General features: G+C 71.6%; 11 protein-coding genes. 4 read left to right on the forward strand and 7 right to left on the reverse strand.

The window, feature by feature from the left end; genetic code table 11:
* Nucleotides 1–27 precede the first annotated feature (27 nt).
* The gene (locus tag ACFWXC_RS34305) at nucleotides 28–1,218 is read right to left on the reverse strand and encodes a lipid-transfer protein (RefSeq protein WP_384484773.1); all 1,191 of its coding nucleotides are present in this window, start codon (nucleotides 1,216–1,218) and stop codon (nucleotides 28–30) included.
* Nucleotides 1,215–1,661, reverse strand: coding sequence for a Zn-ribbon domain-containing OB-fold protein (locus tag ACFWXC_RS34310; RefSeq protein WP_384484775.1), 447 nt, complete (start codon nucleotides 1,659–1,661; stop codon nucleotides 1,215–1,217). Before ACFWXC_RS34310 ends, ACFWXC_RS34305 begins: the two co-directional genes overlap by 4 nt.
* A 185-nt stretch (nucleotides 1,662–1,846) precedes the next feature.
* Between ACFWXC_RS34310 and ACFWXC_RS34315 the strand changes: the two genes are divergently transcribed.
* Nucleotides 1,847–2,380: an NUDIX domain-containing protein gene (locus ACFWXC_RS34315; protein ID WP_384484777.1), complete on the forward strand. Its 534-nt coding sequence runs from the start codon at nucleotides 1,847–1,849 to the stop codon at nucleotides 2,378–2,380.
* Nucleotides 2,381–2,390: 10 nt separating this feature from the next.
* Here ACFWXC_RS34315 and ACFWXC_RS34320 read toward each other — a convergent pair whose 3' ends face one another.
* Complete coding sequence (locus ACFWXC_RS34320) at nucleotides 2,391–4,751, reverse strand: glycoside hydrolase family 31 protein (protein WP_384484779.1); 2,361 nt, start codon at nucleotides 4,749–4,751, stop codon at nucleotides 2,391–2,393.
* A gap of 212 nt (nucleotides 4,752–4,963) precedes the next feature.
* Between ACFWXC_RS34320 and ACFWXC_RS34325 the strand changes: the two genes are divergently transcribed.
* Nucleotides 4,964–6,931, forward strand: coding sequence for an acetoacetate--CoA ligase (locus ACFWXC_RS34325; protein WP_384484781.1), 1,968 nt, complete (start codon nucleotides 4,964–4,966; stop codon nucleotides 6,929–6,931).
* Between the two features lie 18 nt (nucleotides 6,932–6,949).
* On the opposite strand, the gene ACFWXC_RS34330 is transcribed toward ACFWXC_RS34325, so the two are convergent.
* Nucleotides 6,950–8,269 carry an aminotransferase class I/II-fold pyridoxal phosphate-dependent enzyme gene (locus ACFWXC_RS34330; RefSeq protein ID WP_384484783.1) on the reverse strand — a complete coding sequence of 440 codons (1,320 nt, stop codon included), beginning with the start codon at nucleotides 8,267–8,269 and terminating at the stop codon, nucleotides 6,950–6,952.
* A 111-nt stretch (nucleotides 8,270–8,380) separates the two neighbouring features.
* On the opposite strand from ACFWXC_RS34330, the gene ACFWXC_RS34335 reads away from it, so the two are divergent.
* Nucleotides 8,381–9,589 carry an MFS transporter gene (locus tag ACFWXC_RS34335; RefSeq protein WP_384484785.1) on the forward strand — a complete coding sequence of 403 codons (1,209 nt, stop codon included), beginning with the start codon at nucleotides 8,381–8,383 and terminating at the stop codon, nucleotides 9,587–9,589.
* Between the two features lie 22 nt (nucleotides 9,590–9,611).
* Nucleotides 9,612–10,505 carry a hypothetical protein gene (locus ACFWXC_RS34340; protein ID WP_384484787.1) on the forward strand — a complete coding sequence of 298 codons (894 nt, stop codon included), beginning with the start codon at nucleotides 9,612–9,614 and terminating at the stop codon, nucleotides 10,503–10,505.
* A 70-nt stretch (nucleotides 10,506–10,575) separates the two neighbouring features.
* Here the strand turns inward: ACFWXC_RS34340 and ptsP are convergent, their stop codons facing one another.
* The 3 genes from ptsP to ACFWXC_RS34355 form a co-directional block, all read right to left on the reverse strand.
* On the reverse strand, nucleotides 10,576–12,246 hold the full coding sequence (ptsP, locus tag ACFWXC_RS34345) for a phosphoenolpyruvate--protein phosphotransferase (RefSeq protein WP_384484789.1): 1,671 nt from the start codon (nucleotides 12,244–12,246) through the stop codon (nucleotides 10,576–10,578).
* A 95-nt stretch (nucleotides 12,247–12,341) separates the two neighbouring features.
* The gene (locus tag ACFWXC_RS34350; RefSeq protein ID WP_365796224.1) at nucleotides 12,342–12,791 is read right to left on the reverse strand and encodes a PTS glucose transporter subunit IIA; all 450 of its coding nucleotides are present in this window, start codon (nucleotides 12,789–12,791) and stop codon (nucleotides 12,342–12,344) included.
* Between the two features lie 215 nt (nucleotides 12,792–13,006).
* A partial coding sequence (locus ACFWXC_RS34355) for a hypothetical protein (protein WP_384484791.1) occupies nucleotides 13,007–13,204 on the reverse strand: 198 nt, incomplete at its 5' end.

Raw genomic sequence — 13,204 nt, forward strand, 5'->3', positions numbered from 1 at the left:
GCAACCTCTGCTGTCACACCTGTCCCGTCAGCGCACCGCTATCACGGACGAGCCGTGTCCGAACAGCCCCTGATTGGCCGTGATCCCCACGCGCGCGTGCGCCACCTGGCGGTCGCCCGCGGCGCCCCTCAACTGCCAGGTCAGCTCGCAGACCTGGGCGATCGCCTGGGCCGGCACCGCCTCCCCGAAGGAGGCGAGCCCACCGCTGGCGTTGACGGGTATCCGCCCGCCCAGGGCCGTCGCTCCCTCGCGCAGCAGCTTGGCCGCCTCGCCCTCGGCACACAGCCCCAGATCCTCGTACCACTGCAACTCCAGTGCGGTGGACAGGTCGTACACCTCCGCCAGGGAGAGCTCCTCGGGGCCGATGCCGGCCTCCTCGTAGGCGGCCCGCGCGATCGACGCCCGGAAGGGCTCCGCAGGGGGCTCGACCGCCGCCGCGGAGTCCGTGGCGATGTCCGGCAGGTCCAGCACCGTGCTCGGATAGCGCGGTGTGACCGTGGACACCGCGCGGATCCGCACCGGCCGGGCCGCTCCGTGCCGGTGCGCGAACTCCAGGCTGGACAGCACCAGTGCGGCCCCGCCGTCGGAGGTCGCGCAGATGTCGAGCAGCCGCAGCGGATCGGCGACCACCTGGGAGGCGGCGACCTGCTCGGCGGTGACGCGCTCGCGGTAGCGGGCGTACGGATTGAGCGCGCCCAGGGCCGCGTTCTTCACCTTGACCAGTGCGAAGTCCTCCGGCGTGTCCCCGAACACCGCCATCCGCCGGCGCGCGTACAGCCCGAAGTACGTGGGATTGGTCGCGCCCAGCAGCCGGAAGCGCAGCCAGTCGGGATCCTCGGGGCGGTCCCCTCCGGCGGGCCGGAAGAAGCCTTTGGGTGCCGCGTCCGCGCCCACCACGAGCACCACGTCCGCGAGCCCCGCCAGGATCTGCGCCCGCGCCGCGGCGACCGCCTGCGCCCCGGACGCGCATGCCGCGTACACGCTCGCGACGCGCGCTCCCTGCCAGCCCAGCGCCTTGGCGAAGGTCGCGCCCGCGACATAGCCGGGATACCCGCCGCGCACCGTGTCCGCGCCCACGACGGAGCCGATGTCCCGCCACCGCAGTCCCGCGTCCGCAAGGGCCGCGCGGGCCGCCGCCGTTCCGTACTCGACGAAGCTGCGCCCCCACTTGCCCCAGGGGTGCATGCCCACGCCGAGGACCGCCAGGTCCGCCGTCATGCCGTCACCCCCGTCGGCCGCCAGTGCCAGGTCGTCCAGGCCGTCTCCGCGTCCTCGCCCAGCACTCCGGGGACGACCTCGACCTCCATGCCCACCGCCAGATCGGCGACGGTGATCCCGGGAACCGCCTGCCCCAGGACCACGATCCGCTCGGACTCCAGCTCCACAGCGATCAACGCGTACGGTTCCCACGGAAGTTCCGGATCGCTCACATAGGGTGACGGCGGCCGGTACCGGCTGTCGGTGTACGACCAGATCCGCCCACGCCGGGAGAGCGCGACCTCCTCCAGGCCGCCGCCGGCGCATCCGGGATTGCGGCAGTGGGCGTCCTCGCGCGGGAAGAAGACCGAGGCGCAGGTCGCGCAACGGGTGCCCAGGAGCCGGAACCCGTCCCCCTCGCCCGTGAACCAGCCCTCGACCGCGGGCGTGCGTGTACGCGACAAAGCTCCTCCAGGGCACGAGATCTGACGGAACGTCAGAAGTGTGCCACGGGTCGCCGCAAATGGGCAGGCCGCGCCCTCGGGTCACATCCCATGTCCGTCCCTGGTCGTCGGCATCGGTTCACTTCCGGAACGAGACGTTCCCCCGACCGTAAGACGTCGCCTTCGTGATCGGATAAAGTCCGCGCGTGTCCGAAAATCAGCACCCAATTGCCAACTCCGCTCCGGACTCGCACTGTTCGAGGTGCGGAGCGCCCTACGGAGCGGGAGTCTCCGGCTGGCCGCGCACCTGCCCGGCCTGCGGCCATGTCGCCTACCGCAACCCCTTGCCGGTGGCGATCGCCCTCCAGCCCGTGTACGACACGAAGGGCACCGCCCTGGTCGTCATCACCCGGACCGTCGCTCCCGCGCGCGGAGGCACGGCGCTGCCCGGCGGCTACGTCGACGACCGCGAGGACTGGCGGCACGCCGTCGTGCGCGAACTCAAGGAGGAGACCGGCATCGACGCGGCCGTGCGGGACGTACGGCTCGCCGACGCCATGAGCTCACCCGACGGGCACCTGCTGCTGTTCGGACTCCTCCCGGAACGCCCGGCCGAAGGGCTCCCGCCGTCCCGTACGACGGACGAGACGGAGGGCTGGCACCTGCTGCGCAGGCCCGAGGAACTCGCCTTCCCGCTGCACAGCGTGGCCGTACGCGCGTGGTTCGAGGGCCGCTACTGAGCCCTCCGGCTCACCCCAGCCCCCGGACGCGCACCGGATGCGGCGGTTCGCCCACGCCGTTGTCCCCCTCCCGTCTCACCACCACCCGCCGACCCTCCCAGCGGGCGACGTAACGCTCGATCTCCGGCTCGTCCCAGCCGTCGCCCGCGTCCGGCACGAACAGCCCGCCCCCGGTCCGTCCCCGGGCGGGCGCCCACACCTCCAGCCGCACACCGCCGTCCTCGTCCCGCACGGGAAGGACGGCACCCGCGCGCGCGAGCACCGGAATCCGCGACAGCGGAGCATCCAAGAGCACCTGCCCCGGCCCCTCGTACGCCCGCTCCGTCAGCGTGTCGTACCAGCGCCCCCGGGGCAGCTGCACCGCACGCCGGTCGGCGCCCGGATCCAGCACCGGAGCCACCAGCAGACCGTCGCCCAACAGGAACGCGTCCTCGCAGTCGCGCAGCGCCCGGTTCTCCGGCTCACCCCACCACAGGGGCCGCACATACGGCGCGCCGGTCCGCCGGGCCAGATGCGCCAGCGTCATGAAGTACGGCAGCAGCCGCTGCCGTTCCAGAAGCGCCACGCGCGCGTGCTCCAGCACCTCGGCCCCGAACTCCCACGGCTCCCTGCGCCCCGCCCGCATGCTCGCGTGCGTCCGGAAGAGCGGCAGATAGGCACCCAGCTGGAACCAGCGCAGAAACAGCTCGGGCGACGGGCTCCCGTCGAAACCGCCCACGTCAGGACCGGAGTACGGCACTCCGCACAGCCCGAGCCCCAGCACCAGCGACAGGGACGCGCGCAGCCCCGGCCAGCCGGTCGCGACATCACCGGACCAGGCGCCCCCGTAACGCTGCATACCGGCCCAGCCGGACCGGGAGAACAGGAACGGCCGCTCCTTGGGCGCCAGTTCGCGCAGGCCCTCGTAGGCCGCCCGCGCCATGCAGAGCGCGTAGACGTTGTGCGCCTCCCGGTGGTCACCGCCGCGCCCCTCCAGGGCGTGCCGTGACGCGCGGGGCAGTGTGGACTCGCCGAAGGCGGTGAAGGACGTCGGCTCGTTCATGTCGTGCCAGAACCCGGCGAAGCCCAGCGCGAGCCGCTCCTCGTACAGCCCGCCCCACCACTTGCGCACGCGCGCGTGCGTGAAGTCGGGATAGACCGCCTCACCGGGCCACACCACGCCCTCCACCAACCGGCCCGACGGATCCCGCACAAAGGCGTCGATCCCCGTCCCGCTGTCGTAGACCGCGTTGCCCGGCTCGGCCTTCACCGCCGGGTCCACGATCGACACCAGCCGGATCCCGTCCCGCCGCAGCTCCTCGGCCAGCGTCGGCAGCTTCGGGAAGTGCTCGTGGTCGACGGTGAACACCTGATGGGCGTCGTAGTGATCGATGTCCAGATGGACGGCGTCCAGCGGCAGACCACGCTCCTGGTAACCGGCGACGATCCGCCGGACCTCTTGCTCGCTGCCGAAACCCCAGCGCGCGTGGTGATGACCCAGTGCCCACGCCGGCGGCAGCGCGGGCGCGCCCGTGAGCGAGGCCCACGCGTGCAGCACGCGCGCGGGCGTGCCCACCATCACCCAGCAACGCAGCGGACCGCCGTCCATCCGCAGCTCGCACCGTCCGGTCCGGTCATGGCCGGAACCGGCACCCTCCTCGCCCTCCCGGAGGGTCACCGTGCCGTCCCAGGAGGTGTCGTGGAACACCAGATGCGCGGCCGCGTCCGCCACCACCAGCTGCACCGGCATGGTGATGTACAGCGGATCGTCATCGGGCCCGAAGGCGTGACCGGGGTCGGTGTTCCACAGCCGGTACGTGCCGTCACGCAGCCGCGGCCCCGAGGCACGGCCACCGAGCCCGAAGAACCGCGCGTCCGCGGCGACCTCCGACCGCTGCACCCAGCGCGCCGGGCCCCCGTCCACAGGCTCCCACCAGCGGGGCGGCAGATCCCGTCGCAGCATCACGCCACCGGGCGTGCACACCTCCACCGCGCCGTGCCGCGAGACGTTGACCGTCACCCGCTCCGCCACGACCCGCCAGCCGCCATCGGTGTCCGGTTCGAGGACCGCCCGCGGATCCGGCTCCGGACAGCGGCCTGCGAGCGCGTACGACGGCTCGGGACCGGCCCCGTCCCAGCCCCAGAAGACCGCCCCGTTCACCGCGACCGTGATCCGCAGCTCCGACCGGCTGAAGCGGATCACACCGCCACCCGGCCCCGGCACCGCCTCCTGCACCGGACCCGGCACCCGGGCACGCTCGGCCCCCCGCGCGGGCAGCCCGGCGGCGTCGATCCGCCTCCTGCGCCACGCCGCCCGTACGGTACGCAACCCCTGAGCTGCCCTCCCAGAACCGACCACTCTCACCGAACGCACCAGGTCACGACCGTCCATGCTGCTCACCCTGCCACTCAGCGCTCCACACGCGCGTGCCGTTCAACTGCCGTTCACCCGTGCCGGGACCACATCTTCACGACACGGACTATGTGGAGCGCACCCTGGTGTAGAAGTCGATCACATGGCATCGTCCCTGTCAGCCGCGTACGCGCACACCCCAGCCCGTGCGCGTCCGACGCACACCAGCGCAGAAGCCCGGGAGCCGCCCCATGTCGACCGCGAACCCCCAGCCGCTCTGGCAACCCGATCCGCAACGGATCGCCCAGGCACACATCACCGGGTTCCAGTCCTGGGCGGCCGAACACCACGGAGCTCCCGCCGAGGGCGGGTACCCGGCACTGCACCGCTGGTCCGTCGACCATCTGGACACGTTCTGGAAGGCCGTCACGGAGTGGTTCGACGTCCGGTTCTCGACGCCCTACGCGCGCGTGCTCGGCGATCGCGCGATGCCCGGCGCCGAATGGTTCCCCGGCGCGACGCTGAACTACGCCGAGCACGCCCTGCGCGCCGCCGCCACCCGCGCGGACGAACCCGCGCTCCTGTATGTCGACGAGACCCACGAACCGCTCCCGGTCACCTGGTCCGAACTGCGCCGCCAGGTGGGCTCCCTGGCCGCCGAACTCCGCACCCTCGGCGTCCGCCCGGGAGACCGCGTCAGTGGCTACCTCCCGAACATCCCCCAGGCCGTGGTCGCCCTTCTCGCCACCGCCGCCGTGGGCGCCGTCTGGACCTCCTGCGCCCCGGACTTCGGCGCCCGCAGCGTCCTGGACCGCTTCCAGCAGGTCGAACCCGTCGTCCTGTTCACCGTCGACGGCTACCGCTACGGCGGCAAGGAACACGACCGCCGTGAGACCGTCGCCGAACTCCGCCGCGAACTGCCCACCCTGCGCGCCGTCGTCCACATCCCGCTGCTCGGCACCGCCGCCCCCGAAGGCGCCCTGGAGTGGTCGGCCCTGACCTCCGCCGACACCGAGCCCGAATTCGAACAGGTCCCGTTCGGCCACCCCTTGTGGGTCCTGTACTCCTCCGGCACCACCGGCCTGCCCAAGGCCATCGTCCAGTCCCAGGGCGGCATCCTGGTCGAACACCTCAAACAGCTGGGCCTGCACTGCGACCTGGGCCCCGAGGACCGTTTCTTCTGGTACACCTCGACCGGCTGGATGATGTGGAACTTCCTCGTCTCCGGCCTCCTCACGGGCACCACGATCGTCCTGTACGACGGCAGCCCCGGCTACCCCGACACCGGCGCCCAGTGGCGGGTCGCCGAACGCACCGGAGCCACCCTCTACGGCACCTCCGCCGCCTATGTGATGGCCTGCCGCAAGGCCGGCGTGCACCCCTCCCGCGACTTCGACCTGTCCAAGGTGCGGTGCGTCGCCACCACGGGCTCACCACTGCCCCCGGACGGCTTCCGCTGGCTGCACGACGAGGTCCGCGACGACCTGTGGATCGCCTCCGTCAGCGGCGGCACCGACGTGTGCTCCTGTTTCGCGGGCGCCGTACCCACCCTCCCGGTCTACACCGGCGAACTCCAGGCACCCGGCCTCGGGACCGATCTCCAGGCCTGGGACCCGAACGGCAACCCCGTCATCGACGAGGTCGGCGAACTGGTCGTCACCAACCCCATGCCCTCGATGCCGATTCACTTCTGGAACGACCCCGACGGCAGCCGCTACCACGACAGCTACTTCGACATGTATCCCGGCGTCTGGCGGCACGGCGACTGGATCACCGTCACCTCCCGCGGCTCGGTGATCATCCACGGCCGCTCCGACTCCACGCTCAACCGCCAGGGCGTACGGATGGGCTCCGCCGACATCTACGAGGTCGTCGAGCGCCTTCCCGAGATCAGGGAATCCCTCGTCATCGGCATCGAACAGCCCGACGGCGGCTACTGGATGCCCCTGTTCGTCCACCTGGCCCCGGGCGCCGTCCTCGACGAGGCCCTGCTGAACCGCGTCAAGCAGGCCATCCGCGAACAGCTCTCGCCGCGCCATGTCCCCGACGAGATCATCGAGGTCCCCGGCGTCCCGCACACCCTCACCGGCAAGCGCATCGAGGTCCCGGTCAAGCGCCTCCTCCAGGGCGCGCCCCTGGAGAAGGCCGTCAACCCCGGCTCCATCGACAACCTCGACCTGCTGAGCTTCTACGAGGACCTGGCCCGCAAACGCGCCTGACCCTCCCGGCAGGGGCGCTCATCCGCCATAGGTGGCCTCGGACTCGCCCAGCACAGCGGCGAAGTCCGAGGCCAGCCGCACCGCGTCGGCGGGCTCCAGACCGGCGGTCGAGATCCGCACGGCCGGACCGGCCGAGATCCGGAACCGTGCCCCCGAGGCCACCCACCAGCCGTACGACCGCAGGCCGTTCACCACGGCCGACTCGTCCCGCACGGGCACCCACAGATTCATCCCGCTCACCCCGTGCGAGGCGATGCCGCGCCCGGCCAGCTCCCTGGCCAGCGTCTCCCGGCGCAGTGTGTACGTCACACGCGCGCGTGCCACCAATGCGCGCGTGCCGGCGTCCGTCATCAGCCCGAGCACCGTCTCCTGCAACAGGTGACTCACCCATCCCGAGGTCAGGAGCAGTAGCCCGTCGTGCCGGGCGAGCGAGACCGGATCGCAGGCGGCGGCCGCCCACCTCAGGTCGGTGCCCAGGAACTTGCTCACCGTCCGCACATGCACCCAACGCGCCAGTCCCGCGGCGGTCAGCGAGCGCAGCGGGGCATCGGTCACCGAGGACGCGTGGTCGTTCTCGATCACCAGGACATCGGATTCCTCCCGCAGCACATCGGCCAGGGTGTCCCGGCGGGCCGCCGAGAAGCAGCCACCGTACGGATTCTGCGCCCTGGGGCTGCACACCACGGCGCGCACGCCCGCGCGCAGCGCCGTGCGCAGCGCCTGCGGACGCATCCCCTCGTCGTCCACGGCCACCGGCACGATCCGCAGCCCCAACGCCGGGACGAGGTCCAGCAGGTGGTGGTACCCCGGGTCCTCCATGGCCACGGCGTCCCCGGGCCGCAGCTCCACGGCGAGCAGCCGGCCGATCAGATCCAGCGCTCCGTGCGCGAACGTCACATGCTCCACCGGCACACCGTCCGGCCCTATCCAGTCGCGTACGGCCTCCTCCAGCCGGGCGAGCCGGGGCGCCGAACGGTGCGACCGGGCGCCGGGGGAGAGCCGCGAGGGCGGCACCAGGCCGGGGAGCAGGGCGGGATCCGGATGCCCGCCGGCCAGGTCCCGGAGTCCTTCGGGGACCCTGGGCGGCCGCCGTGACGCCACCGCCGGAGCGGGTGCCACCACGGTGCCGCCCCGCCCGCGCGTGACGACGATCCCGCGCTGCCGCAGCTCCTTGTAAGCCGTCGCGACCGTGCCCGGACTCACCCCCAGATCGTCCGCGAGCCGCCGCACCGGCGGCAGCGCGGCCTCCGGTGCCAACGAGCCCTCGGCAACGGCCCGCTCGACGGACGCGGCAATCCCCTTGGCCGTCGTACCAGTGATCCCATATTGTGTTACCACGTTGGCAAGTATGTATCAGTACATAATTTCCGGCAAGGGGGAGCAGTGACGACGAAGCCCGGTGCAACCGCACGGCCCCCACGTGTACCCGGCGGGCGCGACGGACGCAGAATGCTCGCCATCGCCCTAGTCGACCGCGTCGGCAGCGGCCTGTGGGCATCGGTCTCGGTCCTGTACTTCACCTACGTCTCCGGCCTCTCCCTCGCCGAAGTCGGCACCCTCGCCGCCGCATCGGGTGCCATCGGCATCGCCGGAGCACCTCTGGCCGGCCGTATCGCCGACCGGCTCCCCCTCACCCGCGTCCTGATCGCACTCCAACTCCTGCGCGCACTCGCCTCCTTCGCTCTGCTCACCACGGACGACTACGCCCTGCTGCTCGCCGTCTCGGCCGTCGGCGCCCTCGGAGACCGCGCCGCCAACGTCCTCACGAAGCTGTACGCCACCCGCATCGCGGGCCCCGACCGGGTCCGCTACCAGGCCCTCAACCGCACCGTCGCCAACGCCGGCTGGGCCCTGGGCGGCCTCGCCGCCGCGGCGGCCCTGGCGCTGGACAGCACCGTGGCCTACCGCTGGCTCCTGGCGGGCGACGCCCTCTCGTTCGTCGCGGCGGCGCTCCTGACCCTGCGCTGCGGCGAACCCCCGTCGCCGGCCCGGGTCGTGGCCGGCTCAGGGACCACACCGCGAACCGCGAGGCCGGTCACCCCCTGGCGCGACCGGGCCTACCTCGCCTACGTCGCCACCGACACCGTCCTCTTCCTCGACGACGCCGTCTTCAAGGTCGGCCTGCCGCTCTGGATCGCCCACAGCGACCACGTGCCCCACGGCCTCGCACCCCTGCTGCTCGTCCTCAACAACGTCATGGTCGTGGCACTCCAAGTCCCCCTGGCCCGACTCGGCACCAGCAGTGAAGCCGCCCGCCGGCTCCTCGTCCCGCTCTCCGCCGCGTTCGCCCTCGGCGGCATCACGATGTCCCTCTCCGCCACCGGCGGCACCCTCACGGCAACCCTCCTGCTCACCGCCGCGGCCGCCGCCTTCACAGCCGCCGAGATGCTCCACGCCACCATCTCCTGGGAACTCTCCGTCGCCCTGGCCCCAGGCACCGCCCTGGGCGCCTACCTCGGAGTCCACGGACTCGCCCAGTCCGCCCAGCGCAGCATCGGCCCACTCGCCGTCACCGCCGCCATCGCCACCGGCCCTCTCGGCTGGACCGCATTCGGCGCTGCCATCGCCCTGACCTGCGGAATTCAACACCGCCTGGTCCGTGGCCGGCTTCCACAACCCCCATTGTCAGTGGTGCCGGTTACGGTGAGTGAGCATTGATCGACCGCTCACAGGGGGAAACATGGCGCACACCGACCACCGGGCCATGCGACGCGTCCTGCGCCGCGAAATCGCCGGCACCATCGGCCTGCTGACCGACGAACACGACTTCCGCGCCATGCTGCGCTACCGCACCTTCACCTTCGACGACCACCCCACCTACCTGGGACAGATCGAAGCCCTCCTCAGGACCCGCGCCGCGGAAGGCACCCACACCACACTCGCCCTCTTCGACCCCGAGGAATACGCCGAGTTCTGCACGGTCACCGGACTCGACCCGGACAACCCCGCTAGCCGCACCCGCTTCACCGCCGAACTCGCGGCCACCGGCGCCACCGTCCCCTACGACGGCCGACCCCTCACCGACCTCGTCCCCGTCCTCGTCGACGAAGCGGTACGCCAGGCCACCTGGGAGTACGCCAGTACCCTCCTGGCCCGCCTCGGCCCCTGCCCCACCTGCGGCGAGGACATCGGGCGCGCCGCCTTCGCCCGGGCCTCCCACCTCCTCAGCCGCATCCTCGACGCCGCCCCACCAGGCGACCGGCACCTCGTGTGCAGCGTCTCCGGACCACCCGAAACGCTCGTCACCGTCCTCCACGCCGACCAGGACAGCGAAGGCACCACCCACCTGGACGAAGCCGAAGCCCTCGAATTCACCAGCGTCCTCGCCCTCGGCCTCGCCACTCGCAGCCCCGGCGGACTCGTCATGCGCACCAGCGCCCCCGGCACCGCCGACCGCGTCTACGGCTGGCGACTGCGCGCCGACCGCCTCGCACCCCTCACCGCGGCCGAGGTCTTCGACGCCTACTGCACCGACGTCGAATCCGGCGACCTCATCTCCCCGGAATCAGACGTCGACTACTGCACACCGCCCGACCTGGGCGACCAGGAGACGACACCGGGCCACCACCACTGAAACCCACCGGGGGCGCCCCACCCGCAGGTGGAGCGCCCCCGGAAGGACAGCTGATCAGGGCCGCACCCGGCTATTCGCCGGACAGCACCGCCTGAGCCGCCGCGCGGGCCTCGTCCGCGCTGTCGGCGGCACGCGCGGCGGAGGCGGCCCGCTCGCACTGGGCCAGCGTGTACTTGGCCAGCGTCGCCCGGACATAGGGAATCGACGCCGCACCCATGGAGAGGGAGGTGACGCCCAGACCCGTCAGCACACACGCCAACAGCGGATCGGACGCGGCCTCGCCGCAGACACCGCAGCTCTTGCCCTCGGCCTTCGCCGCCTCAGCGGACAGCGAGACCAGGTCGAGCAGCGCGGGCTGCCACGGGTCCTGCAGCCGGGACACCGCACCGACCTGACGGTCCGCGGCGAACGTGTACTGCGCCAGGTCGTTCGTGCCCAGCGACAGGAACTCGACCTCCTGGAGGATCGAACGCGCCCGCAGCGCGGCCGACGGAATCTCCACCATCGCGCCGAACTTGGCCCGCAGCCCCGCCGCACGGCAGGCGTCCGCGAACGCCTTGGCATCGGTACGGTCCGCCACCATGGGCGCCATGACCTCAAGGTAGACGGGCAGTCCCTCGGCCGCCTTCGCCAGCGCGGTCAACTGCGTGCGCAGCACGTCGGGGTGGTCCAGCAGCGTCCGCAGACCGCGCACGCCCAGCGCCGGGTTGGGCTCATCCGCAGGAGTCAGGAAGTCCAGGGGCTTGTCCGCACCCGCGTCCAGCACCCGCACGACGACCCGGCCCTCCGGGAACGCCTCCAGCACCTGACGGTAGGCCTCGACCTGCTTCTCCTCGGACGGCGCGTTCTTGCTGTCGTCCAGGAACAGGAACTCGGTACGGAACAGACCCACACCCTCGGCACCGGCCGCCAGGGCCGCCGGCACATCCGCCGGTCCGCCCACGTTGGCCAGCAGCGGCACCTTGTGCCCGTCGGCGGTCACACCCGGACCGGTCGAGGCGGTCAGTGCGGCCTTGCGCTCGGCGGCCGCGGCCTCCAGCTCGGCCTTCTTCTCCGCACTCGGGTTCACGAAGATGTCGCCGGTGCTGCCGTCGACGGCGATCACCGTGCCCTCGACAAGCTCACCGGCGCCCGGCAGCGCCACCACGGCCGGCACACCGAGCGCCCGCGCCAGGATCGCGCTGTGACTCGTCGGTCCGCCCTCCTCGGTCACGAAACCGAGCACCAGAGTCGGGTCCAGCAGCGCGGTGTCCGCCGGCGCCAGATCCCGAGCGACCAGCACGTAGGGCTCGTCGCTGTCCGGGACACCCGGCATCGGAACCCCCAGCAGCCGGGCGACGATACGATTCCGCACATCGTCCAGGTCGGCCACGCGGCCGGCCAGGTACTCACCGGCTCCGGCCAGCAGTTCGCGGTACGCGGCGAACGCGTCGTACACGGCACGCTCGGCGGTGCTGCCGACGGCGATCCGCCGCTCCACGTCGGCCATCAGCTCCGGGTCCTGGGCCATCATGGCCTGCGCCTCGAGCACCGCCTGGGCCTCACCGCCCGCCAGGTTGCCGCGCGCCATCAGGTCGGCGGCCACGGCCTCCACGGCCTGCCGGGCACGCCCCGGCTCCCGCTCCGCCTCTTCCGCCGGAATCTGCTTGGCAGGCGGCTCCAGCACCGCCGTTCCCATGTGCCGAACCTCGCCGATCGCCACACCGTGGCTCACGCCGACGCCTCGCAGCGTTGTCTCCATCTCACCCGTCTCCGATAGTGCGGCGGGTCCCGCCGCCGCGATGGTTGTCGTGGTCGCCGCCCTCTCCGTCATCCGACGGGACGGCGACGGGGTCGTCAGTTCCAGACGAAGAGGCTGTCGCCGGCCTTCACGTCACCGTCGTCACGGACGTCGGAAAGGGAGTCGGCCGTGGCCTCCAGGGCCACGACAGGGCACACCGGGGACTTGCCGGCGGCCTCGACCTCGGCCGGGTTCCAGCGGATGATGCCCTGGCCGCGGGTGACGGTGTCGCCCTTGTTGACGAGGAGTTCGAAGCCCTGGCCGTTGAGCTGCACCGTGTCGATACCGAGGTGGGTGAGCACGCCGTGGCCGCTCTCGTCGACGACGACGAAGGCATGCGGGTGAAGGGAGACGATGACGCCGTCCACGGGCGCCACGACCTCGGAAGGCTCACGCGCGGGGTCGATCGCTGTGCCCGGGCCGACCATGGCCCCGGAGAAGACCGGATCCGGCACAGCGGCCAGTCCGATGGCACGTCCTGCCAGAGGGGACGTCACGGTGGTCATGGGAAGCCTCCCAGAGATGGAGCTGCTTACGGGCCGTCACTGCCTGTTCCGGACGGCACTGAGCAGCAGCGTATGTCATATGAAGTGGCGGTTCCGCATGGAAGCTACCAGCTAGTGGTCTAGACCACCAGCCTAATCGATTTGCACGGGCTCCGAGGCCCCGTGTACAGTCGTACCCCTGCTTGAGATCGAGCGGCGCGATAAAGCGTTCTCGCTCAGCAGCATCCAAATTTGTCAGATCCTAACTCGGGATCATCTTTCTGCATGTCTGCGGGAGGGTGGTCAGAGGGCCGGAAAAACACTGATAGAGTTTGAAACACCGAAGGGAAGCCCGGAGGAAAGCCCGAGAGGGTGAGTACAAAGGAAGCGACCGTTCCTTGAGAACTCAACAGCGTGCCAAAAGTCAACGCCAG

The organism is Streptomyces sp. NPDC058683 (assembly GCF_042716195.1).
Classification (GTDB): domain Bacteria; phylum Actinomycetota; class Actinomycetes; order Streptomycetales; family Streptomycetaceae; genus Streptomyces.

What these genes read in the sequence shown, in the direction of transcription:
- ACFWXC_RS34305 (WP_384484773.1), bottom strand. Translation starts at nt 1,218, where the DNA reads ATGACGGCGGACCTGGCGGTCCTCGGCGTGGGCATGCACCCCTGGGGC.
- ACFWXC_RS34320 (WP_384484779.1), bottom strand. Translation starts at nt 4,751, where the DNA reads ATGGACGGTCGTGACCTGGTGCGTTCGGTGAGAGTGGTCGGTTCTGGG.
- ptsP (WP_384484789.1), bottom strand. Translation starts at nt 12,246, where the DNA reads ATGGAGACAACGCTGCGAGGCGTCGGCGTGAGCCACGGTGTGGCGATC.
- ACFWXC_RS34325 (WP_384484781.1), top strand. Translation starts at nt 4,964, where the DNA reads ATGTCGACCGCGAACCCCCAGCCGCTCTGGCAACCCGATCCGCAACGG.
- ACFWXC_RS34335 (WP_384484785.1), top strand. Translation starts at nt 8,381, where the DNA reads ATGCTCGCCATCGCCCTAGTCGACCGCGTCGGCAGCGGCCTGTGGGCA.
- ACFWXC_RS34350 (WP_365796224.1), bottom strand. Translation starts at nt 12,791, where the DNA reads ATGACCACCGTGACGTCCCCTCTGGCAGGACGTGCCATCGGACTGGCC.
- ACFWXC_RS34340 (WP_384484787.1), top strand. Translation starts at nt 9,612, where the DNA reads ATGGCGCACACCGACCACCGGGCCATGCGACGCGTCCTGCGCCGCGAA.